Annotated in this window: 22 protein-coding genes; 8 read left to right on the top strand and 14 right to left on the bottom strand. The window is 72.3% G+C overall.

Going from position 1 to position 20,470, the window contains the following annotated elements; all coding sequences use genetic code 11:
* The first annotated feature begins 6 nt into the window (after positions 1–6).
* Positions 7–960: a LysR family transcriptional regulator gene (locus tag ACZ3OF_RS11765; protein WP_361596640.1), complete on the top strand. Its 954-nt coding sequence runs from the start codon at positions 7–9 to the stop codon at positions 958–960.
* A 15-nt stretch (positions 961–975) separates the two neighbouring features.
* Here ACZ3OF_RS11765 and ACZ3OF_RS11760 read toward each other — a convergent pair whose 3' ends face one another.
* On the bottom strand, positions 976–1,752 hold the full coding sequence (locus tag ACZ3OF_RS11760) for a dienelactone hydrolase family protein (RefSeq protein ID WP_361667894.1): 777 nt from the start codon (positions 1,750–1,752) through the stop codon (positions 976–978).
* A 115-nt stretch (positions 1,753–1,867) separates the two neighbouring features.
* On the opposite strand from ACZ3OF_RS11760, the gene ACZ3OF_RS11755 reads away from it, so the two are divergent.
* On the top strand, positions 1,868–3,022 hold the full coding sequence (locus ACZ3OF_RS11755; RefSeq protein ID WP_361667897.1) for an adenosine deaminase: 1,155 nt from the start codon (positions 1,868–1,870) through the stop codon (positions 3,020–3,022).
* Between the two features lie 172 nt (positions 3,023–3,194).
* The gene (locus tag ACZ3OF_RS11750) at positions 3,195–3,548 is read left to right on the top strand and encodes a hypothetical protein (protein WP_361667899.1); all 354 of its coding nucleotides are present in this window, start codon (positions 3,195–3,197) and stop codon (positions 3,546–3,548) included.
* A 95-nt stretch (positions 3,549–3,643) separates the two neighbouring features.
* Here the strand turns inward: ACZ3OF_RS11750 and ACZ3OF_RS11745 are convergent, their stop codons facing one another.
* From ACZ3OF_RS11745 to afsQ1, 5 genes are all read right to left on the bottom strand, one after another.
* Complete coding sequence (locus ACZ3OF_RS11745; RefSeq protein WP_361442884.1) at positions 3,644–3,844, bottom strand: PspC domain-containing protein; 201 nt, start codon at positions 3,842–3,844, stop codon at positions 3,644–3,646.
* 93 nt (positions 3,845–3,937) lie between these two features.
* On the bottom strand, positions 3,938–4,522 hold the full coding sequence (locus ACZ3OF_RS11740) for a VanZ family protein (protein WP_467304232.1): 585 nt from the start codon (positions 4,520–4,522) through the stop codon (positions 3,938–3,940).
* A gap of 58 nt (positions 4,523–4,580) precedes the next feature.
* Entirely contained in the window at positions 4,581–5,207 is a 627-nt protein-coding gene (locus ACZ3OF_RS11735) for a hypothetical protein (protein ID WP_361667904.1), read from the bottom strand.
* Entirely contained in the window at positions 5,204–6,676 is a 1,473-nt protein-coding gene (locus ACZ3OF_RS11730) for a HAMP domain-containing sensor histidine kinase (RefSeq protein WP_361668766.1), read from the bottom strand. Before ACZ3OF_RS11730 ends, ACZ3OF_RS11735 begins: the two co-directional genes overlap by 4 nt.
* An 8-nt stretch (positions 6,677–6,684) precedes the next feature.
* Positions 6,685–7,362 carry a two-component system response regulator AfsQ1 gene (gene afsQ1 / locus ACZ3OF_RS11725; RefSeq protein WP_181019089.1) on the bottom strand — a complete coding sequence of 226 codons (678 nt, stop codon included), beginning with the start codon at positions 7,360–7,362 and terminating at the stop codon, positions 6,685–6,687.
* A gap of 160 nt (positions 7,363–7,522) precedes the next feature.
* Here afsQ1 and ACZ3OF_RS11720 point away from each other — a divergent pair, with 160 nt between their 5' ends.
* Positions 7,523–8,248, top strand: coding sequence for a SigE family RNA polymerase sigma factor (locus ACZ3OF_RS11720; RefSeq protein WP_361667906.1), 726 nt, complete (start codon positions 7,523–7,525; stop codon positions 8,246–8,248).
* Positions 8,249–8,365: 117 nt separating this feature from the next.
* On the opposite strand, the gene ACZ3OF_RS11715 is transcribed toward ACZ3OF_RS11720, so the two are convergent.
* Complete coding sequence (locus tag ACZ3OF_RS11715; protein WP_361667909.1) at positions 8,366–9,064, bottom strand: uridine kinase family protein; 699 nt, start codon at positions 9,062–9,064, stop codon at positions 8,366–8,368.
* 54 nt (positions 9,065–9,118) lie between these two features.
* Between ACZ3OF_RS11715 and ACZ3OF_RS11710 the strand changes: the two genes are divergently transcribed.
* Positions 9,119–9,514, top strand: coding sequence for a hypothetical protein (locus ACZ3OF_RS11710; RefSeq protein ID WP_467304228.1), 396 nt, complete (start codon positions 9,119–9,121; stop codon positions 9,512–9,514).
* A gap of 57 nt (positions 9,515–9,571) precedes the next feature.
* On the opposite strand, the gene ACZ3OF_RS11705 is transcribed toward ACZ3OF_RS11710, so the two are convergent.
* Genes ACZ3OF_RS11705 through deoC form a run of 3 tightly spaced genes read right to left on the bottom strand, consistent with a single transcriptional unit; the run spans position 9,572 to position 12,847 of the window.
* Positions 9,572–10,456: an aldehyde dehydrogenase family protein gene (locus tag ACZ3OF_RS11705; RefSeq protein WP_361667913.1), complete on the bottom strand. Its 885-nt coding sequence runs from the start codon at positions 10,454–10,456 to the stop codon at positions 9,572–9,574.
* On the bottom strand, positions 10,449–11,885 hold the full coding sequence (locus ACZ3OF_RS11700; protein WP_361667915.1) for an aldehyde dehydrogenase family protein: 1,437 nt from the start codon (positions 11,883–11,885) through the stop codon (positions 10,449–10,451). Before ACZ3OF_RS11700 ends, ACZ3OF_RS11705 begins: the two co-directional genes overlap by 8 nt.
* A gap of 5 nt (positions 11,886–11,890) precedes the next feature.
* On the bottom strand, positions 11,891–12,847 hold the full coding sequence (gene deoC, locus ACZ3OF_RS11695) for a deoxyribose-phosphate aldolase (RefSeq protein ID WP_361667917.1): 957 nt from the start codon (positions 12,845–12,847) through the stop codon (positions 11,891–11,893).
* 231 nt (positions 12,848–13,078) lie between these two features.
* On the opposite strand from deoC, the gene ACZ3OF_RS11690 reads away from it, so the two are divergent.
* From ACZ3OF_RS11690 to ACZ3OF_RS11680, 3 genes are all read left to right on the top strand, one after another.
* Entirely contained in the window at positions 13,079–14,200 is a 1,122-nt protein-coding gene (locus tag ACZ3OF_RS11690; protein WP_467304226.1) for a hypothetical protein, read from the top strand.
* 122 nt (positions 14,201–14,322) lie between these two features.
* The gene (locus tag ACZ3OF_RS11685; RefSeq protein WP_467304224.1) at positions 14,323–14,934 is read left to right on the top strand and encodes a class F sortase; all 612 of its coding nucleotides are present in this window, start codon (positions 14,323–14,325) and stop codon (positions 14,932–14,934) included.
* A gap of 34 nt (positions 14,935–14,968) precedes the next feature.
* The gene (locus ACZ3OF_RS11680) at positions 14,969–15,586 is read left to right on the top strand and encodes a PH domain-containing protein (RefSeq protein WP_361667927.1); all 618 of its coding nucleotides are present in this window, start codon (positions 14,969–14,971) and stop codon (positions 15,584–15,586) included.
* A 24-nt stretch (positions 15,587–15,610) separates the two neighbouring features.
* Here ACZ3OF_RS11680 and ACZ3OF_RS11675 read toward each other — a convergent pair whose 3' ends face one another.
* The 4 genes from ACZ3OF_RS11675 to ACZ3OF_RS11660 form a co-directional block, all read right to left on the bottom strand.
* Entirely contained in the window at positions 15,611–16,795 is a 1,185-nt protein-coding gene (locus ACZ3OF_RS11675; protein ID WP_467304223.1) for a hypothetical protein, read from the bottom strand.
* Between the two features lie 168 nt (positions 16,796–16,963).
* Positions 16,964–18,616 carry a phospho-sugar mutase gene (locus tag ACZ3OF_RS11670; protein WP_361667935.1) on the bottom strand — a complete coding sequence of 551 codons (1,653 nt, stop codon included), beginning with the start codon at positions 18,614–18,616 and terminating at the stop codon, positions 16,964–16,966.
* Positions 18,617–18,864: 248 nt separating this feature from the next.
* Positions 18,865–19,668 carry a purine-nucleoside phosphorylase gene (locus ACZ3OF_RS11665; RefSeq protein ID WP_260231530.1) on the bottom strand — a complete coding sequence of 268 codons (804 nt, stop codon included), beginning with the start codon at positions 19,666–19,668 and terminating at the stop codon, positions 18,865–18,867.
* 206 nt (positions 19,669–19,874) lie between these two features.
* A complete protein-coding gene (locus tag ACZ3OF_RS11660; RefSeq protein WP_352190175.1) occupies positions 19,875–20,312 on the bottom strand; it encodes a gamma-glutamylcyclotransferase family protein in 438 nt (145 codons plus the stop codon).
* Between the last annotated feature and the right edge of the window lie 158 nt (positions 20,313–20,470).

Here is a 20,470-nt window from a genome sequence, read left to right as displayed (position 1 = left end):
GTTCCCATGGTGCATGAGTACAGGTCACAGGGTCGGCTGTCACCGAGTAGTTACGAAGAAGACATGGGGCTGCTGCTCGCGCCACGGCTCGCGTACTTCGCGGCGGTGGCCCGGCACGAGCATGTGACCAGGGCGGCTGCCGAGATGGGCGTGCCCCAGTCGACGCTCTCGCGAGCGATGGTCCGGCTCGAACAGGACCTGGGGGTGGCCCTTTTCGCCCGCAGGGGCCGGACGGTCTCGCTCACCCCGGCCGGCCGGACGTTCCTGGCCTCGGCCGAGCGGGCCCTCGCGGAGGTCGAGCGGGCGGCCGACTCGGTACGGGCGGACGCGGACCCGGCGGCGGGGCGGGTCGCGTTCGGGTTCCTGCACACCATGGGCTCCGAGACCGTCCCCGGACTCATCCGCGCCTTCCGGGTCGACCACCCCCGGGTCCGCTTCACCCTCGTCCAGAACTACGGCGAGGCGATGATCGAGCGGCTGCGGGCCGGGGACCTGGACCTGTGCCTGACCTCTCCCGTCCCGGACGCGCCCGACCTCGTGGCCCGACGCCTGGACGAACAGCGCCTGCGGCTCGTCGTCCCCGACGACCACCGGCTCGCCTCCCGCAAGCGGGTCCGTCTCGCGGAGGCGGCGGAGGAGACCTTCGTGACCCTGGAGCCCGGCTACGGGCTGCGGCGCATCACCGACGACCTGTGCGCCGAGGCCGGTTTCACCCCGCGCGTCGCCTTCGAGGGCGAGGAGGCCGAGACCCTGCGCGGCCTGGTCGCGGCGGGCCTGGGCGTCGCGCTGCTGCCGCCGCCCGCGGTCCCGCGCCCCGGCGTCGTCGAGCTCACGGTCACGGCCCCGCGCGCGGTCCGCGAGATCGGTGTCGCCTGGCTCGACGGCCACCCGGACACCGCCCCGGTGGCGGCCTTCAAGCGCTTCCTGCTCAGCAAGCGGGGCTCTCTCCTGCCGGAGTGACCCCAGCAGAGTCCCCTAGCGGCGCAGCGCGCGGCCGAAGCCCGCCGCCAGCGGCATCCGCAGCCCCAGCGGCGGCGGAGCCGCGAGCGCGTCCGCGACGGGGCGGGCGAAGGAGCGGGCGAAGAGCGAGCCGAGGACGAAGTCGGCGGCCAGGGCGTGGATCTCGTCGTGGTACTGGCGCAGCGCATGACCGTCGGAGTGCACCTCGAAGCGGCACGTGTCGCGGTTCGCCTTCTTCGCCCGCTCCGCAAGGCGGTACGACAGCTCCGGGTCCGTCCGGGCGTCGTTCGTGCCGTGCACGATCAGGATCCGGCGCCCGACCAGCTGCCGTACCGGCTCGGGCTCGGCCGCCACGTCGTCCTCCGGCAGCCACGGGGCGAGCGCGAGGACCGCGTCGACCGCCGCGTGTCCGGCCGCCCGCAGCGCGGCCCGCCCGCCCATCCCGTGGCCGGCCAGGCAGACCGGGACGTCGCCGTAGCGCCGTACCGCCTCCGCCACCGCCCAGGAGGCGTCCGAGGCCAACTGGGCGTCCGTGCCGTTCCAGCCGCGCCCCCGGTAGCGCACCACGTGCGCCACCAGGCCCTCCCCGCGCCCCGCCCTGACCAGCCGGCGGCCCAGCGGAAGCAGCGCCGCGTGCGCCCGGAGCGAGGCGCCCCGCGCGGACGCCACCTCGCCGTCGGGAAGGAGCAGGACCACACCGCCCACCGCCGTACCGGGGTGCGATGCGCCGACGGGCCGTCCGAGCCGGGGTGTCCGACTGCCGGCAGTCCCTACGAGTGCGGAGTGCGCCATGGCAGAACAGTCTCAGAAGCCGAGGTGTACGCCATCCGTACGCGCGGTCACTGTTACGTATCGACAAGCGAGTTGAGGAGGGGCGCTCTACGCGCGTAGGGGCTAGAGTGCGGAAATGACGAGCCAGACCCCCAACGTCCCCACCGCGGACCAGATCCGCCGCGCCCCGAAGGTGCTTCTCCACGACCACCTCGACGGCGGACTGCGCCCCGGCACGATCATCGAACTCGCCCTCGCGCAGGGCTACGACAACCTTCCCGAGACCGAGCCCGACAAACTCGGCATCTGGTTCCGCGAGGCCGCCGACTCCGGCTCCCTGGAGCGCTATCTGGAGACCTTCGCGCACACCTGCGCCGTCATGCAGACCCGCGAGGCCCTCGTCCGGGTCGCCGCCGAGTGCGCGGTGGACCTCGCCGAGGACGGCGTCGTCTACGCCGAGGTGCGGTACGCCCCCGAGCAGCACCTGGAGGCCGGGCTCACCCTGGAGGAGGTCGTCGAGGCGGTCAACGAGGGCTTCCGCGAAGGCGAGCGCCAGGCTCGGGCGAACGGCCACCGCATCCGCGTCGGCGCGCTGCTGACCGCCATGCGGCACGCCGCGCGCGCCCTGGAGATCGCCGAACTCGCCAACCGCTACCGCGACTCCGGCGTCGTCGGCTTCGACATCGCGGGCGCCGAGGCCGGCTACCCGCCCACCCGCCACCTCGACGCCTTCGAGTACCTCAAGCGGGAGAACAACCACTTCACGATCCACGCCGGCGAGGCCTTCGGGCTGCCGTCCATCTGGCAGGCCCTCCAGTGGTGCGGCGCCGACCGGCTCGGCCACGGCGTGCGCATCATCGACGACATCGAGGTCGCCGACGACGGCTCGGTGAAGCTCGGCCGGCTCGCCGCGTATGTACGGGACAAGCGCATCCCGCTGGAGATGTGCCCGACCTCCAACCTCCAGACCGGCGCGGCGGACTCCATCGCCGAGCACCCCATCGGCCTGCTCCGCAAGCTGCATTTCCGTGCCACGGTCAATACCGACAACCGGTTGATGAGCGGTACGAGCATGAGCCGGGAATTCGAGCAGCTGGTCGAGGCGTTCGATTACACGCTCGACGACATGGCGTGGTTCACAGTCAATGCGATGAAATCCGCGTTCATTCCTTTCGATGAACGTCTGGCCATGATCAATGACGTCATCAAGCCGGGATATGCCGAGCTGAAGTCCGAATGGCTGTTCCGGCAGACCGTCACGACCAGCGAGTCTTCCGCGCAGGCGGGCTGAGGGAGAACTTCGGAGGAGTGCTGGGGCGGCCGGGGAACATCTGCTCGGCCGCCTTTCGGTGTTTGCGGGAGCGTCATCCGGTGGCTAAGTTGCAAAGCCGCTCTGCATTCCCCGAATTTCCTGCTTTCCTCGAAGCTCAAAGATCCCCAAGATCCCCAAGGATGATTTTCTGATGAAGCAGTCTGCCGCCAAGACGCTCGGTGTCGCCGCTCTCGGTGCCGCTTTCGCCGCTGCCGCCGCCGGCACGGCCACCGCCGCACCGTCGCTGCCCGCCACCCCGGACGCGCTCGGCCTGGTCACCCAGACCGTGCCGCTGGGTGACGGCCTCACCGAGCTCCCCGACGGCGCCGCCGAGTCCCTCCTCTCCGGCGAGGCGTCGGTCGACCAGGGCGTCAAGACCCTGCCGGCCGCTGCCGGCGCCGCCACCCAGCACCTCCCGCTCGACGCCGCCAACGGCCCGCTGGCCAGCACCCCGGTCGGTGGCCTGCTCGGCGGTCTGCCGCTGGGTGCCCTGCCGCTCGGCTGATCCCCTCACGCCGCACGCACGCCGATGGGGCGCCCACCCGGACCGGGTGAGCGCCCCATCGGCGTACGTACGTCCTGTGTTGCCGGGCCGTGCCTCTACCAGGCCGTGCTCGCCGACTTCTCCTGCGGGAGCAGCATCCAGAGCGCCAGGTACAGCAGGAACTGCGGACCGGGCAGCAGGCACGAGACGAGGAAGATGACCCGCATGGTGGTGGCCGAGGTGCCGAAGCGCCGTGCCAGCGCTGCGCACACTCCGCCGATCATGCGTCCGTCACGGGGGCGGGCAAGTGCGGCCATGGTGGGCTCCTTCGGGAAGCGTCTTCCGGAAGCCGCTCCGTCGGGCTTCCGATGACTCCATACTCGCCCGGAACCGAGGGACAAAGCGTCGGTCTACGGGGCGATCCCGACCCTGGGAATCGTCGGGGTATGCCCCTGAGAACCCTCGTCCCTCAGCAGGGCCGAACCCCGGCCCGGCCTGCTCCCCGAGGAGGACCGGCCGGCCGCCCCTCCGTCCCCCCTGCGGCGCAGCCGCGCCCGCCCGGCGGGCACGAGCAGCACATGGGCGAGCGCCACCCCGGCGGTGTTCAGGAGCAGCGAGTCCACGTCCACGACCTGACCCGGCACGGCGGTCTGGAGCAGTTCGACGGCGAGCGACACGAGCGCCCCGGCCGCGACCGTACGGGCCAGGGAGGCCCACGGCGACACATGGAGCCGTCCGTCCGCCATCGGGAGCAGGAAACCGAGCGGCGCCAGGAGCAGCAGGCCCTCGCCGAGCCGCCGGGCCGCCTCGACCGGGCCGAGCGCGAGATCCGCCTCGATCCCCGCCAGCGGGGTCAGGTTCGGCGCGGTCACCCAGGCCACGTCACGTGGTCGGAGCGCGACCCAGGCGACGAGCAGCAGATGCGCGAGGAGGAGGACGAACCCCGCCACGCGTACGACCACGGCGGCACTGCCGCCCGAACCTTGACGCTGCACGCCCCCCAAGACGCGTCCCGTCCCGGAATCGGTTCCGCCGCGCGGCGGAACACCTGCTTCAGGACGCCGAAGGGCTGGGCGGACCCACCGTCGGGGCCGCCGACTCCGGACGCTCCTTCAGCTCCGTCGTGCACGCGTAACGGCGCGGCGGGTAGTGACCGGGGCCGCCGAGGACCACGCTCCCCTCGCCCGCCCCGGCCGAGCTGTGGGCCAGGGTGCAGACGATCTGCGACAGCGAGGTCGGCGCCAGGTCCTCCGGCTGCCGGCTCAGCCGCAGCGTGGCCGTCGGATCGCCCTTGTACCCGCCGGTGACGAGCAGCGGCCCCTTCACGGCCGTCGAGAACCCGGCCTGCCGCTCGCCCTCCGACGGCTCGGCCAGCAACTGCGCGAGCAGCGCCGACGCGGTGGGCACCCGGTCCCCGTTCGCCTTCTCCTCCGGCAGCGGCGCCCGCCGGTCCACCGGCTCCAGCTGCGACCCGCACAGCAGGAAGACTCGGACCGGGACATCCGTCGTCCGCGTGGCGGCCTCGTCGCCGGTGACGCTGCACGGCACCCGCGAGGGGGCCGGTCCGGCGTCCACGGGCACCGACGTCGTCCTGATCCCGCACCCGGAGGCGAGCGCGGCCAGCACCACGGCCGCCGCCACCCCTCCCGTACGTACTCCCGTACGGCGAAGCCGGCTCAACTCTCCTCCACCTCGCCCTGCTCGCTGTCCTGCGGAAGCCGCAGGACGAACACCGCGCCGTCGCCGTCCGGCGAGTTCGCGGCCGTGATCGAACCGCCGTGGATCAGTGCGTTCTCCATGGCGATCGACAGACCCAGACCGCTGCCGTCCGACCGGGGCCGGGACGCGCTCGCCTTGTAGAAGCGGTCGAACACATGCGGCAGGACCTCCTCCGGGATGCCCGGGCCGTGGTCCCTTACCTCGATCACCAGCTCGCCGTCCTCCGTGCGGATCGCCACCCGCACCGGCGAACCGCCGTGCTTGAGCGCGTTGCCGATCAGGTTCGCCAGGATCACGTCGAGCCGGCGCGGGTCGAGCCGCGCCATGATCCCGCGCTCGGCGTCCAGCTCCACGGCGTCCAGCCAGGCCCGGGCGTCGATGCACGCGGTGACCTGGTCGGCGACGTCCACGTCGTCCAGGACGAGCCGTGCGGTACCCGCGTCGAAGCGGGTCACCTCCATCAGGTTCTCCACCAGGTCGTTCAGCCGCCGCGTCTCGCTCACCACGAGCGCCACGGCCGGCGCGATCATCGGGTCGAGGGAGTCCTGCTCGTCCTCCAGGACCTCCGTCACGGCCGTCAGCGCCGTCAGCGGCGTCCGCAGCTCGTGGGACATGTCCGCGACGAAACGCCGGCTGGACTCCTCCCGCGCGCTCATGTCCGCGACCTTCTTCTGCAGGGACTCCGCCGCGCTGTTGAACGTCCGTGACAGGTCGGCCAGTTCGTCCGTGCCCGAGACCCTCAGCCGGGTGTCGAGCTTGCCCTCGCCGAGCTGCCGCGCCGCCTCGCCCAGGCGGTGCACGGGCCGCAGCACCGTCGTCGCCGCGGCCTGCGCGAGCAGGGCCGAACCGACGAGCGCGAGCGCCGTCGCGATCCCCAACGACCAGGCCAGCGAGTTCAGATCGGCCCGCTCGGCCTCCAGCGACTTGAACATGAAGCCGGTGGGCCCGCCGCCGGCGATCCGCGTCCCGCCGACCAGGTACGGCGTCTGACCGCGCTGCGTCCGCTGCCAGAACAGGTGGTACGGGCTGGTGTCGCCCTCCTTGACCGGCCGCTCGGTGTCCACCGCGACGCGCAGCGACTCCGGCACGTCGGCCAGCGTGAAGGTGTCCGGGTTGGAGGCCCCGATGATCGGCTTGCCCGCGTCCCGCTCACCGAGCAGCAGCACGCTGTACCCGGCGCTGCCGCTCGCCATCTGCTCGGCGGTACGCCGCAGATCGTCCTCGGTGGGGCGCAGGGGGAGCGTCGCGGCCCGGTTCTGCATCTCCTGCCGGAAGTCGTTCAGCGACCCGTCCTGCGTCCTGGTCAGCACCGCCTCGCGGTTCAGCCAGTACGCGATCCCGGACGCGGACACCGCGGCCGTGAGCGCCACGAGGGCGAAGACGACGACAAGCCGCAGACGCAGACTGGTGAAACGCAGCCCGGCGAACATCGCTCTTCTCACGCAGGGACGTCCAGCCGGTAGCCCACGCCGCGCACGGTACGGATCAGGGTCGGCGAGGACGGCACGTCCTCCACCTTGGCGCGCAGCCGCTGCACACAGGCGTCGACCAGGCGCGAGTCGCCCAGGTAGTCGTGCTCCCACACCAGGCGCAGCAACTGCTGGCGCGACAGGGCCTGTCCGGGCCGCCGGCTCAGTTCGAGGAGCAGCCGCAGCTCGGTCGGCGTGAGCTGCAGGTCCTCCCCGTTCTTCGTCACCGTCATCGCGGAACGGTCGATGACCAGCGAGCCGAAGGTCGCCGAGTCGGTGGACTCCCGCTCGCCGCGCCGCAGTACGGCCCGGATGCGGGCGTCGAGCACCCGGCCCTGGACCGGCTTGACGACGTAGTCGTCCGCGCCGGACTCCAGACCGACGACCACGTCGATGTCGTCACTCCGCGCGGTGAGCAGGATGATCGGCAGCTGGTCGGTGCGCCGGATGCGCCGGCACACCTCGAAGCCGTCGATTCCGGGCAGCATGACGTCCAGCACGACCAGGTCCGGCCTCTGCTCCTTGAGCAGCTTCAGGCCGTCCTCGCCCGTCGCCGCGGTGGCCACTCGGTGGCCCTGGCGTGACAGGGAGAGTTCGAGGGCCGTGCGGATGGCGTCGTCGTCCTCGATCAGCAACAGGAAAGGCACGGGCGCCATTCTGTCGCATGCGGCCACCTGAGTTCGACTGTGTGGCCGGACCGGTGCCTGTGACAGGGCTGTGACAGTCGGCGGACACCGCGATGAAGTGGCCCGGGCAAGCTTCTTGGCACACGGACAGAAACACACTCCAACCGACGGGGGGCGCACGATGAACGCACTGCACAGCACCACCTCAGGCGCAGTTGTCACGCGTCTCCACGATGTCGTCGTGCGGAGCGCGGAGAAGTCCGGCGCGGTGAACGGGCGGGGGTGCGTTCGCAGCGCCGGGCGTCAGCACAAGGCGCCGTACATGGTCGCCGTGGCTGACGGGGGAACGGCGTACGGGGAGGTCACGGGGGAGCGGCAGTCGGTGTCGGAGGCGGAGTTCACCGCCTACGTCCAGGAACGCCGCGCCTCCCTGTACGCCACCGCCTACCACCTGACCGGTGACCGGTTCGAGGCCGAGGACCTGCTGCAGAGCGCGCTGTTCTCGACGTACCGGGCCTGGGACCGGATCAGTGACAAGGCGGCCGTGGGCGGCTATCTGCGCCGCACCATGACGAACCTGCACATCAGCGCGTGGCGCCGGCGGAAGCTGAACGAGTACCCCACCGAGGAGCTGCCGGAGACGGCGGGCGACACGGACGCGATGCGGGGGACCGAGCTGCGCGCGGTGCTGTGGCAGGCGCTGGCCCGACTGCCCGAGCTCCAGCGCACGATGCTGGTGCTGCGCTACTACGAGGGCCGTACGGATCCGGAGATCGCGGAGATCCTGGACATCAGTGTCGGCACGGTGAAGTCGAGCATCTGGCGCTCCCTGCGCCGGCTGCGCGAGGACGAGGTCCTGAGCTTCGGCCGTGACGAGGAGGAGTCCTTCGGCGAGCTGGTGGCCTGAAGGTCGGGGGGCAACGGGGGAAACACGGGGGGACGTACGGGGGTACGGGGGAAACAGCGCGGGTCGGACAAGCCGGGGGGGCTTGTACGACCCGCGTTTCTCGTCGTCCCGACCTCGTTACGCCCGTGCCGCCGGTGTCCGGTGCCGGCCCGCCGCCGCGGCGGCCAGGCGCCCCAGGGCCTCCTGCTTGGCGCAGGGGTGGGCGCCCAGTGCCGTCTGCCGGGCCACGATGGAGCGCTCCGAGCGCATCAGGCGCCAGCCGCGCCGCAGCAGGAACGGGACCGACTTGCGGCCCTCCCTGAGATCGCGCAGCAGGCGGCGGCGGAACGTCGTCGAGGGGCGGCCCCGCAGACACAGCGCGTCGGCGAGGACGCCGAGGTCCTGGCAGCGCTCCACGATCTCCGCGGCGAAGATCCCCTCCGCCACGAAGAGCGGGGTGCGGCCGATGTCGAGGGCGTCGCGGCCCACGCGCGAGCTGGTGGCGATGTCGTACACGGGGATGTCCGTACGGCCGGTGCGGCACAGCTCCACGATGGCCGTGACGGCGGTGTCGGCGTCCCAGGAGTGCGGGGAGTCCCAGTCGATGTCGGCGCTGCCCACGACCAGCGGGAGCGTCGGGTCGTCGGCCTCCTTGTAGAAGTCGTCGAGACGCAGGACCGGGAGACCGGCGAGGGCGGCGAGCGACGACTTGCCGGAGCCTGAGGGGCCCGCGAGCAGGACGACGCGGGTCGGGATCGGTTGGGAACTCACGGGACACCAGTGTGAGGCATTCCCCCGGGCAGGGGACCCCCGAGGGAGGGAGTTGGTATCGAGCATCACACCTCAACTACGCTCGGTGTCTCTGTCGTTACCCAACGTCGAAGGATTCTCATGGCGCGTCACAAGCAGTCCAGGACCCCCGGCCGCGTCGCCCTGCTGAAGGCCGGGCTGACCGCGACGGCGGCGGGAGCGGCGGTGCTCGGCATGGGCGCGACGGCGCAGGCGGCCCCGGCCGCCCCGCTGCCGCTGCCGGTCGGCTCGCTCGCCGGCAGCGACGCCGTCGCGGCCCTCGGGGCCACCGGCCACGCCGTGGGCCCGCTGACGAGCCTCCAGCTCGACCCGCTGGCGAACACCGGGGTCGATCCGCTGGACAACGGGATCGGCACGCAGGTCGCCGACTTCAAGCCCGTGGGCACGAACCTGGTGACCGACCACGTCACGAAGGGCGGCGGCCTGGACGACCTGCCGCTGGTCGGCGAGGTGACGGGGCTGCTGCCGACGACGTAGCGGCACGCGAAGGCCCCCGGGTGCACCCGGGGGCCTTCGCGTCGGTGCGCCGAGCCGTCAGTACGACGAGCCGCTCGCGCCCAGGGAGCCCGTGGGGTGCCAGACGGTCTTCGTCTCCAGGAAGGCCGTCATCCGCTCCGTGCCCGGGGACTCCGCGAAGTCCACCGCGCGCGGGCGCAGGACCCGCTTGAGGTTGTCCGCCGCCGCGACCTCCAGCTCGCGCGCCAGCTCCGCGTCCGCGCCCGTCAGATCGATCGCGTTGACATCCTGGTGGGCCGCCAGGTGCGGGCCCATCTCCGCGGCCTTGCCGGAGAGGATGTTCACGACACCGCCCGGCAGGTCGGAGGTGGCGAGCACCTCGCCCAGGGAGAGCGCCGGCAGCGGCGCCTTCTCGCTCGCGATCACGACCACGGTGTTGCCGGTCGCGATCACCGGGGCGATGACCGAGACCAGGCCGAGGAAGGACGAGTCCTGGGGGGCCACGACCGTCACGACGCCCGTCGGCTCCGGGGTCGACAGGTTGAAGTACGGGCCCGCCACCGGGTTCGCCCCGCCCACGATCTGGGCGATCTTGTCGGTCCAGCCCGCGTACCAGACCCAGCGGTCGACGGCCGCGTCGACGACCGCGGCCGCCTTGGACTTCGACAGGCCCTCCGCGTCCGCCACCTCGGCCACGAACTGGTCCCGGCGGCCCTCCAGCATCTCGGCGATGCGGTAGAGGATCTGGCCGCGGTTGTACGCCGTCGCGCCCGACCAGCCGCCGAACGCCTTGCGCGCGGCGACGACCGCGTCACGGGCGTCCTTGCGGGAGGAGAGGGGAGCGTTGGCCAGCCACTTGCCCTTGCTGTCCTGCACTTCGTACACCCGGCCGCTCTCGGAACGCGGGAACTTCCCGCCCACGTACAGCTTGTAGGTCTTGAAGACGGAAAGACGGTCAGACATCGAGGTACGCCTCCAGGCCGTGGCGACCGCCCTCGCGGCCGAAGCCCGACTCCTTGTAGCCGCCGAAGGGCGAGGTCGGGTCGAACTTGTTGAACGTGTTGGCCCAGACGACACCCGCGCGGAGCTTGTTGGCCACGGCCAGGATCCGCGAGCCCTTCTCCGTCCAGATGCCGGCCGACAGGCCGTACTGGCTGTTGTTGGCCTTGGCGACGGCCTCGTCCGGCGTACGGAAGCTCAGCACCGACAGGACCGGGCCGAAGATCTCGTCGCGGGCGATGGTGTGCGCCTGCGTGACGCCCGTGAAGAGCGTCGGGGCGAACCAGTAACCGGCGGCCGGGATCTCGCACGCGGCGGTCCAGCGCTCGGCGCCCTCGGCCTCGCCGCGGTCCACGAGCGAGGTGATGCGGGCCAGCTGCTCCGACGAGTTGATGGCGCCGATGTCGGTGTTCTTGTCGAGCGGGTCGCCCAGGCGGAGCGTGGAGAGCCGCCGCTTCAGGCTGTCGAGCAGCTCGTCCTCGATCGACTCCTGGACCAGCAGGCGCGAGCCCGCGCAGCAGACCTGGCCCTGGTTGAAGAAGATGCCGTTGACGATGCCCTCGACGGCCTGGTCGATGGGGGCGTCGTCGAAGACGATGTTCGCGCCCTTGCCGCCCAGCTCCAGGGTCACCTTCTTGTGCGTGCCGGCGACGGAGCGGGCGATCGACTTGCCGACCGCGGTCGAGCCGGTGAAGGCGACCTTGTTCACGTCCGGGTGCTCGACGAGCGCGGCGCCCGTGTCCCCGTAACCGGGAAGGATGTTGACGACGCCCTTCGGCAGCCCGGCCTGGCGGCAGATGTCCGCGAAGAACAGGGCGGAGAGCGGGGTCGTCTCGGCGGGCTTCAGCACGACCGTGTTGCCGGTCGCGAGCGCCGGGGCGATCTTCCACGCCAGCATGAGCAGCGGGAAGTTCCACGGGATGACCTGGCCGGCCACGCCGAGCGGGCGGGGGTTCGCGCCGTAGCCCGCGTGGTCGAGCTTGTCGGCCCAGCCCGCGTAGTAGAAGAAGTGCGCGGCGACCAGCGGGAGGTCCGCGTCGCGCGTCTCCTTGATCGGCTTGCCGTTGTCCAGGGTCTCCAGGACGGCCAGCTCACGGCTGCGCTCCTGGACGATCCGGGCGATCCGGAAGAGGTACTTGGCGCGCTCGGAGCCGGGCAGCGCCGACCACTTCTCGAACGCCCGCCGCGCCGCCTTCACCGCGCGGTCGACGTCCTCGGCGCCCGCCTGGGCGACCTCGGCGAGGACCTCCTCGGTGGAGGGGGAGACGGTCTTGAAGACCTTGCCCTCGGCCGCGTCGACGAACTCGCCGTCGATGAACAGGCCGTAGGAGGGGGCGATGTCGACGACGGACCGGGACTCGGGCGCCGGTGCGTACTCGAATGCAGATGCCATGATGATCAGTCCACCGTCACGTAATCGGGGCCGGAGTAGCGGCCGGTCGCCAGCTTCTGACGCTGCATGAGCAGGTCGTTGAGCAGGCTGGAGGCACCGAAGCGGAACCAGTGGTTGTCCAGCCAGTCCTCGCCGACGGTCTCGTTGACCAGGACCAGGAACTTGATGGCTTCCTTGGTGTTGCGGATGCCGCCGGCCGGCTTCACGCCGATCTGGACGCCGGTCTGCGCGCGGAAGTCGCGCACGGCCTCCAGCATCAGGAGCGTGTTGGCCGGGGTGGCGTTGACCGCGACCTTTCCGGTCGAGGTCTTGATGAAGTCGGCGCCCGCCATCATGCCGAGCCAGGAGGCGCGGCGGATGTTGTCGTACGTGGAGAGCTCGCCGGTCTCGAAGATGACCTTCAGGCGGGCCTCGCCGGAGGCCTCCTTCACGGCCCGGATCTCCTCAAGGACCTTCATGTACTTCCCCGCGAGGAAGGCGCCGCGGTCGATCACCATGTCGATCTCGTCGGCGCCCGCGGCGACGGCGTCGCGGGTGTCCGCGAGCTTCACGTCGAGTGCGGCGCGGCCGGCCGGGAAGGCGGTGGCGACGGAGGCGACCTTGACGGCGGAGCCCTTCAGGGCGGCCTTGGCGGTCGCCACCATGTCGGGGTAGACGCAGACCGCGGCGGTCGTCGGGGTCGTACGGTCGGTCGGATCGGGGTTGACGGCCTTGGCGGCGAGCGCCCGGACCTTGCCCGGGGTGTCCGCACCTTCGAGCGTCGTCAGGTCGATCATGGAAATGGCCAGGTCAATGGCGTAGGCCTTGGCCGTGGTCTTGATCGAGCGGGTGCCGAGGGACGCGGCGCGCGCCTCCAGGCCGACGGCGTCGACGCCGGGCAGCCCGTGGAGGAAGCGGCGCAGCGCACTGTCGGACGCGGTCACGTCGGCGAAAGCAGATGCTGCGGATGCAGTGGTGGGCATGGTCACCAGTCGAGCATATCTACGCGCGTAGCGGCCTGTACAGCCCCAGGGTTCCGGAAGGCAATTCGTGGCCCCTGTCACACCGTCGTGACATGGAGCGGACAAGTCCTCGATACAAGATCACTAACGTTCTTCCTGCAGCCAGCCAGAACTCACCGGCCCCACCCGAACGAGATGTCAGCGGCATGCGGCTCTTCCTCACCCGACCTGTACTGATTCACGGGAGTCGTTATGCGCACCGCCCTCCGTACCGCCGTCGTCACCGCCCTCCTCGCGGGCCTCGGCGTCACCCCGGCCCTCACCGCCGGAGCCGCCTTCGCCGCCGAGGCGAAGCCGAAGCAGGCCACCGGGCCGGCGTCCGAGGCGAAGCCCGACATCGACATCAAGCCCGCCATCGACGACGCCGGCACTCTCGTCCGTACCGAGACCCTCACCGACGGCACCATCGCCAAGATCTACAAGATCGGCGAGCACTACCACCGTGCCGAGCTGTTCATCGACGGTCACAAGGTCGGCGCCTTCGAAACCGCCAACCGCCCGGTGGCCGGAAACAACAACGGCGCCTTCTTCGTCCTCTACGCGGACGGCCGCACCCTGGACTGGACCGGTAACTACCTCCCCGGCGCTGACCTCGGCACGTACGAACTGGCCGACGGCACCCGCATCGAGCTGGGCAGGGCGAAGGACGGGCGCTACGGCCTCCAGCTGATCGAGAACGGCAAGGGCCGCGGCTTCATGTACCTCTACGCGGACCGCTCGGTCTGGTCGTACGGCAAGGCCGTGGTCGTCCTGGAGAGCGACGGTGGAATGGCCGCGTACATCCCCGGCTCGAAGGTCCAGGCGGCCCCGAAGCCCGTGAAGAACGAGACCCCGGCGCCGGAGCCGACGCCCACCCCGACCGAGGAGGAGTCGGAGTGGCTCGGCGAGTTCTCGGGCTGGCAGGTCCTGGGGCACGGCTACAAGGGGATCGCGCACCGGAAGGGCGGTGACATCACGGCGAAGATCTTCAAGGGGGAGAAGGAGGTCGGCCGGCTGTCCGTCGACCAGGAGGGCAAGACCTTCGACAAGCGGGTCTTCGGCTCTGAGATCGAGGTGACGCTCTCCTGGAACGGAGAACTGCGCGCGGACTGGCTCGCCGACCGACAGCAGGGCAAGACGACGCAGACCACGCAGACCACCACGACCACGCAGACCACCGTCGTCCCGCAGGGCGGCGTCGCCGCCGGGGCCGACCTGGACACCCGCACCGACCACACCGCGCTGTTCGCGGCCGGCGCGGGCGCCGCGTCCCTGGCCGCCGCGGGCCTCGGCTTCCTCGCCCTCCGCCGCCGCACCGCGGGCGCCCGCGGCTGACGGCCGTACCCACGCCTCCTCACACCTGCCACTGACCCGAGCAGGAGCACCACCCCACCCTGGCCGGCCGTCGCACCCACACCCCGTGCGACGGCCGGCCGCACCTCGTTCGGAGCCGCCCCGTGAACCGCCGCCGTACCGCCCCCGCCCTGCTCGTCCTCGCCGTCCTGGCCGCCCTCACGGGCTGCGCCGGCACGGCGGCGCCCGCCGCCGGCCCGCCCGCGAAGGTCACCGAGACCCGGGCGCCGGCGCCGAAGGCGTCCGTCGTGCCGCTGCCGCGCTCCAAGCCGGTCCGGGTCCGGGTGCCGGCCGCCGGGGTCGACACCGGGCCCGTGCTGGAGCTGGGGCTCGCCGGGGACGGGACCGTCGAGGTCCCCTCCGAGGCGGACGCGGAGCGCATCGGCTGGTACGACAAGGGCGTGACGCCCGGCGAGACCGGCCCCGCCGTCCTGATCGGTCACTTCGACACCGCCCGGGGCCCCGCCGTACTCAAGAACGTCGCGAAGGTCCGCGTCGGGGACGAGATCACCGTCGCGCGCGCCGACGGCACCGAGGCCGTCTTCCGCGTCCGCGAGCTGGAGCAGGTGGACAAGAAGGTGTTCCCCACCCGGAAGGTCTACGGGGACACCGAGCGGCCCGAGCTGCGGCTGATCACCTGCGGGGGAGAGCTGGTGGACGGCCACCGCCCCGACAACATCATTCTCTACGCCGATCTGGTCACCCGAGCCGCCTGAGCCCGGCGGCGGGGGCTGAGGCAGAATCGGCACCATGACGAGCCCCCAGCCGCCCGCCGAGCCGGCCTACGCCGACCGTGTCTTCCGTTCACCCCTCGGGATCGCGGGCGGTGTCCTGCTGCTCGGTCTGACCGTCTGGTTCTGCGTCGACGCGATGGTCAGGGGCGCGGGGCGCACGCCGTGGCTGGCGCTCGCGAGTCTGCTGCTCGTGGTGCCGCTCGTCGTGGCGTTCACGATCCGCCCGGCGGTGTACGCCAACGAGGACCGGCTGCGGATCCGTAACCCCTTCCGGTACATCACGCTGCCCTGGGCCTCCGTCGCGGACGTCCGCGCCGGGTACTCCAGCGAGGCGTTCACCCAGGCCGGCGGCAGGTACCAGCTCTGGGCCGTGCCCGTCTCGCTGCGGCAGCGCAAGCGTGCGGCCCGGCAGCAGGCGCGCGCCAACGACGATCCGCACGGCCGCGCGACGGCCGGCGACGCGGGGCGGCTCGCTCCGGCCGACCGGACGATCGCCGATCTGCGGGAGCTCGCGGAGCGGTGCGCGGGGCGCCCTGAGGCGCAGGGGGAGCCGCGCGTGCGCTGGGCGTACGAGATCATCGCGCCGGCGACGGCGGGCCTCGTCCTGCTCGTGATCCTGCTCGCCACCGGCTGACCCCGGAGTCCCTACGCACGGGACTCACGGCGCGCCCGCCCACACGAGCAGCATGTACGCGCCGAGCCACGCCGACGAGAGCGCCGCCGCGCCGAGCACCAGGGCGGCGACATGGCGGCGGGCCCGGCCGACCGCGAGGGCGAGCGGGAGCAGCAGCGGGAAGCCCGGCAGCAGGAACCGGGCTCGGGGGAAGTACACGCCCCCGCTGCCCAGGACCACCAGGAGCAGCACCCCCGTGAAGACCAGCAGCGGCAGCGGCTGCCGGTCGGCGACGCAGAGCGGGAACAGCGCGGCGGCGGCGATCAGCACGAGCGAGACCATGACCAGGAAGAGCTGCGGGTCCTGGGCGTAGACGAGATGCCTGCGCAGTTGACGCAGCGTCAACGATCCGCCGTCCCAGGTGTTGCTCCAGGACCTCTGCACCGCGAAGTAGCCGTCCCAGCGCCCCAGGCGGAGCCCCACCCAGCCGACGTAGCCCAGCCAGCCCAGGGGAGCGACGAGCGCGGCGACGAGCGCGGGCCGGCTGCCGCGACGGGCCGCGAGCAGCCCGGCGGCCGCCACCGCCGCGGCGACGGCGACCCCGGTCGGCCGGGTCAGCCCCGCTCCGACGGCCAGACCCGCCGCCCAGGCCCAGCGTCCGTCCAGGGCCGCGTACAGCGCCCAGGCGGCCAGCGCGGTGAACAGCGACTCCGTGTACCCCATCCACTGGACGACAGCGACCGGCAGCGCGCCCCAGAGCACCGCGAGGACCGTTCCCACCCGGCGCCCGTACAGCCGGTCGCCGACCGCGAAGACGCCCCAGGCGGCGGCGACCGAGCAGAGCACCGCGAGGACCAGGCCGACGGAGGCGCGCGATCCGGGGGTGACCGCCGCCACCGCCTTGATCAGGGCCGGGTAGAGCGGGAAGAAGGCCATCGTCCGATGACCGGGCGGCTCCCCGGGCCCGGGCTCGTAGCCGTGGTCCGCGATCCCGAGGTACCAGCGCGAGTCCCAGGACGTCGCCAGCGCCGGCCAGATCCCGTGCCCCCGCATGTGCACCCAGCGGCCCAGCACGAGCAGCCCCAGGAGCCGTACGGCCAGATAGCCGAGGAGCGCCGGAGCGGCGTGCCGCAGTGTGCCGCGCACCCGTTCCGGCAGGCGCTCACCGGGCGGGTGCGGTGGCTTCCGGGAGGCGGGGACGGTCGGTCGGACGGTCAGGACCGGGGGCACGGGGGCGGCTCCAGGAGGCTCGGCGGGACACCGGGTCACCCTGGCCGGAGCCACCTGATCGCGGGACGCGCGTTGGGCCGACCGCCGTACCGATTTCACCCGTACGGGAAAAGGCCGGAGGCCCGTACGGAAGCGATTCCGTACGGGCCTCACGCGGACCAGGGGCGGCTACAGGCCTGCCGCCTCCGACAGGTCACGCTTGATCGCGGCGAGGATCTCCGCGCCCTTCGCGCGCGCCGTCGTCAGCTCGCTCGCGTGGGCGACCGGGACCACGACCTCCAGGTAGCACTTGAGCTTGGGCTCGGTGCCGGACGGGCGGACGATCACCCGGGCCTTGTAGTCGCCCTCCAGGTAGTACCGCAGGCCGTCCGTCGGGGGCAGCGACTCCGTGCCCTTCGTCAGGTCCTCGGCCGTGGTCACCGTCAGACCCGCGAGCTGGACGGGCGGCCGCGAGCGCAGCGCGCTCATCGCGTTCGCGATGATGCTCAGGTCCTCGACCCGCACCGACAGCTGGTCCGTGGCGTGGAGCCCGTGGGCCACCGCCAGGTCGTCCAGCAGATCCGTGAGCGTACGGTCCTGCTCCTTGAGCACCGAGGCCAGCTCGGCGACGAGCAGCGCCGCCGTGATGCCGTCCTTGTCGCGGACGCCCTCGGGGTCGACGCAGTAGCCCAGGGCCTCCTCGTAGCCGTAGCGCAGGCCGTCCACGCGGGCGATCCACTTGAAGCCGGTCAGCGTCTCCTCGTAGCCGACGCCCGCCGCCTCGGCGATCCGGCCGAGCAGCGAGGACGACACGATCGACTCGGCGAAGACGCCCCGGGCCCCCTTGTGCACCAGGTGCGCGGCGAGCAGAGCGCCCACCTCGTCACCGCGCAGCATCCGCCAGCCGCCCCGGGCCGCCGGGTCCGGCACGGCCACGGCGCAGCGGTCGGCGTCCGGGTCGTTGGCGATCACGATGTCGGGGTCCACGGCGCGGGCCGCCTCGAAGGCGAGGTCCATCGCGCCCGGCTCCTCCGGGTTCGGGAAGGCGACCGTCGGGAACGCCGGGTCCGGCTCGGCCTGCTCGGCGACGAGCGCGGGCGGCGGGAAGCCGGCGCGGGCGAAGGCGGCCGTGAGGACGTCCTTGCCGACACCGTGCATGGCCGTGTAGACGGTGCGGACGGACCGCGGGGAGCCGGGGCTCAGGACGGCGTCCGTACGCGCCAGATAGGCCTCCAGGACCTCGTCGCCGAGGGTCTCCCAGCCGGTCTCGGGGCGCGGGACGTCGTTCAGGGAACGCACCGCGTCGATCTCGGCGGCGATCTCGGCGTCGGCGGGCGGCACGATCTGCGAGCCGTCGCCCAGGTAGACCTTGTAGCCGTTGTCGCGCGGCGGGTTGTGGCTCGCGGTCACCTCGACACCGGCGACGGCGCCCAGATGCCTTATGGCGTACGCGAGGACGGGCGTCGGAAGCGGGCGGGGGAGCACGGCCGCGCGCAGACCGGCACCGGTCATCACGGCGGCGGTGTCGCGGGCGAAGTCGGCCGACTTGTAGCGGGCGTCGTAGCCGACGACGACGAGCCCGCCGGCCTGGCCCTTGGCCTTCAGGTACGCGGCGAGTCCGGCGGCGGCCCTGATGACGACCGAGCGGTTCATGCGCATCGGACCGGCGCCCAGCTCGCCGCGGAGTCCGGCGGTACCGAACTGGAGCGTGCCCGCGAACCGGGCGGCGAGCTCGTCCGTCGCGCCGGCCTCGATGAGCTCGGCGAGCTCCTCGCGGGTCTCACTGTCGGGATCCTCGGCGAGCCAGGCCTGGGCCCGGGCGAGGAGGTCGTCCTGCGTCACGGTGTGCCTTTCGGGGTGTACGGGTGGGTGAGGCCGGGTGGGCGGGGGCGGGGCGCGGGTCGGTGGGTGCCCGCTGGGCGGAGCCTTGCCCCGCCCCGCCCCTTCCCGAAACCGGGGCTCCGCCCCGGACCCCGAGCCTCACGGCAGCGGGCCGTACGGGGGTCCGGGGGCTCGCCCCCGGTCCGGGAGAAGGGGCGGGGCGGGGGAGGAGCCGCAGGCAGCGGCCCCCGCCCCCGCCCCGCCACACCTCAGATCCGGTCCAGGACCCGCGTCAGGAGCTCGCCCATCCGGGCGGCCGAGTCGCGGCCCGCCTGGAGGACCTCTTCGTGGTTCAGCGGCTCGCCCGAGAGGCCCGCCGCCAGGTTGGTGACCAGGGAGATGCCCAGGACCTCGGCGCCCGCCTCGCGGGCCGCGATGGCCTCCAGGACGGTGGACATGCCGACCAGGTCGCCGCCCATGACGCGGACCATGTTGATCTCGGCCGGGGTCTCGTAGTGCGGCCCGGGGAACTGCACGTAGACGCCCTCTTCGAGGGTCTCGTCGACCTCCTTGCACAGCGCGCGCAGCCGCGGCGAGTACAGGTCGGTGAGGTCCACGAAGTTCGCGCCGACGATCGGCGAGGCGGCCGTCAGGTTGATGTGGTCGCTGATCAGGACCGGCTGGCCGGGGCGCATGCCCTCGCGCAGGCCACCACAGCCGTTGGTCAGGACGACGGTCTTGCAGCCGGCGGCGACGGCGGTGCGCACCCCGTGGGCGACGGAGGCGACGCCCCGGCCCTCGTAGAAGTGGGTGCGGCCCAGGAAGACCAGGACGTGCTTGGCGCCGATCTTGTACGAGCGGACCTTGCCGCCGTGTCCCTCGACGGCCGGCGGCGGGAAGCCGGGCAGCTCGGTCACGGGGAACTCGGCCTCCGGGGCGCCGAGGGCGTCGACGGCCGGCGCCCAGCCGGAGCCCATGACGAGCGCCACGTCGTGGGTCTCGATTCCGGTCAGCTCGCGAAGACGCGCGGCAGCGGCCTCGGCGGCCTCGTACGGGGTGGCAGTTGCGTTCACTGACTCTCTCGCCTCGGGGAGGGGGGTCCGAGGGGAGCCCCGGACGGATTTCGTACCCGCAGAAGCGTAGCCCGAGAATTCCTACGCGCGTAGATGACAGTGCGGACGGACATGCGATCGTTGTCTTGTCGTTTCCGACAAACGCCCCCGCGACCACCCCGCCACCCGCGCGGAGGACGCCCTGGGACCTCGCCGGTCCGGCCACGTCAGCACGGGCGCTTGCGCAGCTCCATCACGTAGTCGTGGGGGGCGCCCGCGGACTCCGCCGCGTCGGCGACCTCGCCCAGGTAGCGGGCCGACGGCAGGCCGCCCTCGTAGGCGTTGAGGACGTACACCCAGGCGGACTCGTCGCCGTCCAGGGTGTGCACGCGCACCCGCATCCGCCGGTAGATGTCCAGGCCGACGCCCTCCCAGCGGTCCATCGACTCCTCGTCCATCGGAGCGATGTCGTACAGCGCGACGAAGACCTGGGACCGCGGGGCCTCGACGATGGTGGCCAGCGCCCCCTCCCAGCCCATCTGCTCGCCGCCGAAGGTGAGCCGCCAGCCGTTCAGCCAGCCGGTGCCGCGCAGCGGGGAGTGCGGGGCGCGGCGGGTCATGAGCCGCGCGTCGAGGTTGCCGGCGTACGCGGCGTAGAGCGACATGGGGTCGAGGGTACGGGAGGGGAGAGGTGTCCGTGGAAGTCCGTGACCGGGACCGCGGCGGGGGCCGTACGGAGCCCCGGGGAGAGACCACCGCCGGCGTACGGGACAATGGGGTACGCACTTGAAGCGTGCGGGACAATGGCGTACGCACTGCAGCC

The organism is Streptomyces sp. NPDC022552, assembly GCF_055561875.1.
This window is presented reverse-complemented; position numbering and strand designations above follow the sequence as displayed.

Excerpts from the sequence above, each read along its gene's own strand:
- ACZ3OF_RS11765 (WP_361596640.1), top strand. The coding sequence starts at position 7 with ATGGTGCATGAGTACAGGTCACAGGGTCGGCTGTCACCGAGTAGTTAC.
- ACZ3OF_RS11705 (WP_361667913.1), bottom strand. The coding sequence starts at position 10,456 with ATGTCTGACCGTCTTTCCGTCTTCAAGACCTACAAGCTGTACGTGGGC.
- ACZ3OF_RS11690 (WP_467304226.1), top strand. The coding sequence starts at position 13,079 with ATGCGCACCGCCCTCCGTACCGCCGTCGTCACCGCCCTCCTCGCGGGC.
- ACZ3OF_RS11750 (WP_361667899.1), top strand. The coding sequence starts at position 3,195 with ATGAAGCAGTCTGCCGCCAAGACGCTCGGTGTCGCCGCTCTCGGTGCC.
- ACZ3OF_RS11680 (WP_361667927.1), top strand. The coding sequence starts at position 14,969 with ATGACGAGCCCCCAGCCGCCCGCCGAGCCGGCCTACGCCGACCGTGTC.
- ACZ3OF_RS11755 (WP_361667897.1), top strand. The coding sequence starts at position 1,868 with ATGACGAGCCAGACCCCCAACGTCCCCACCGCGGACCAGATCCGCCGC.
- deoC (WP_361667917.1), bottom strand. The coding sequence starts at position 12,847 with ATGCCCACCACTGCATCCGCAGCATCTGCTTTCGCCGACGTGACCGCG.
- ACZ3OF_RS11710 (WP_467304228.1), top strand. The coding sequence starts at position 9,119 with ATGGCGCGTCACAAGCAGTCCAGGACCCCCGGCCGCGTCGCCCTGCTG.
- ACZ3OF_RS11715 (WP_361667909.1), bottom strand. The coding sequence starts at position 9,064 with ATGCTCGATACCAACTCCCTCCCTCGGGGGTCCCCTGCCCGGGGGAAT.
- ACZ3OF_RS11730 (WP_361668766.1), bottom strand. The coding sequence starts at position 6,676 with ATGTTCGCCGGGCTGCGTTTCACCAGTCTGCGTCTGCGGCTTGTCGTC.
- ACZ3OF_RS11745 (WP_361442884.1), bottom strand. The coding sequence starts at position 3,844 with ATGGCCGCACTTGCCCGCCCCCGTGACGGACGCATGATCGGCGGAGTG.
- ACZ3OF_RS11760 (WP_361667894.1), bottom strand. The coding sequence starts at position 1,752 with ATGGCGCACTCCGCACTCGTAGGGACTGCCGGCAGTCGGACACCCCGG.
- ACZ3OF_RS11700 (WP_361667915.1), bottom strand. The coding sequence starts at position 11,885 with ATGGCATCTGCATTCGAGTACGCACCGGCGCCCGAGTCCCGGTCCGTC.
- ACZ3OF_RS11720 (WP_361667906.1), top strand. The coding sequence starts at position 7,523 with ATGAACGCACTGCACAGCACCACCTCAGGCGCAGTTGTCACGCGTCTC.
- ACZ3OF_RS11660 (WP_352190175.1), bottom strand. The coding sequence starts at position 20,312 with ATGTCGCTCTACGCCGCGTACGCCGGCAACCTCGACGCGCGGCTCATG.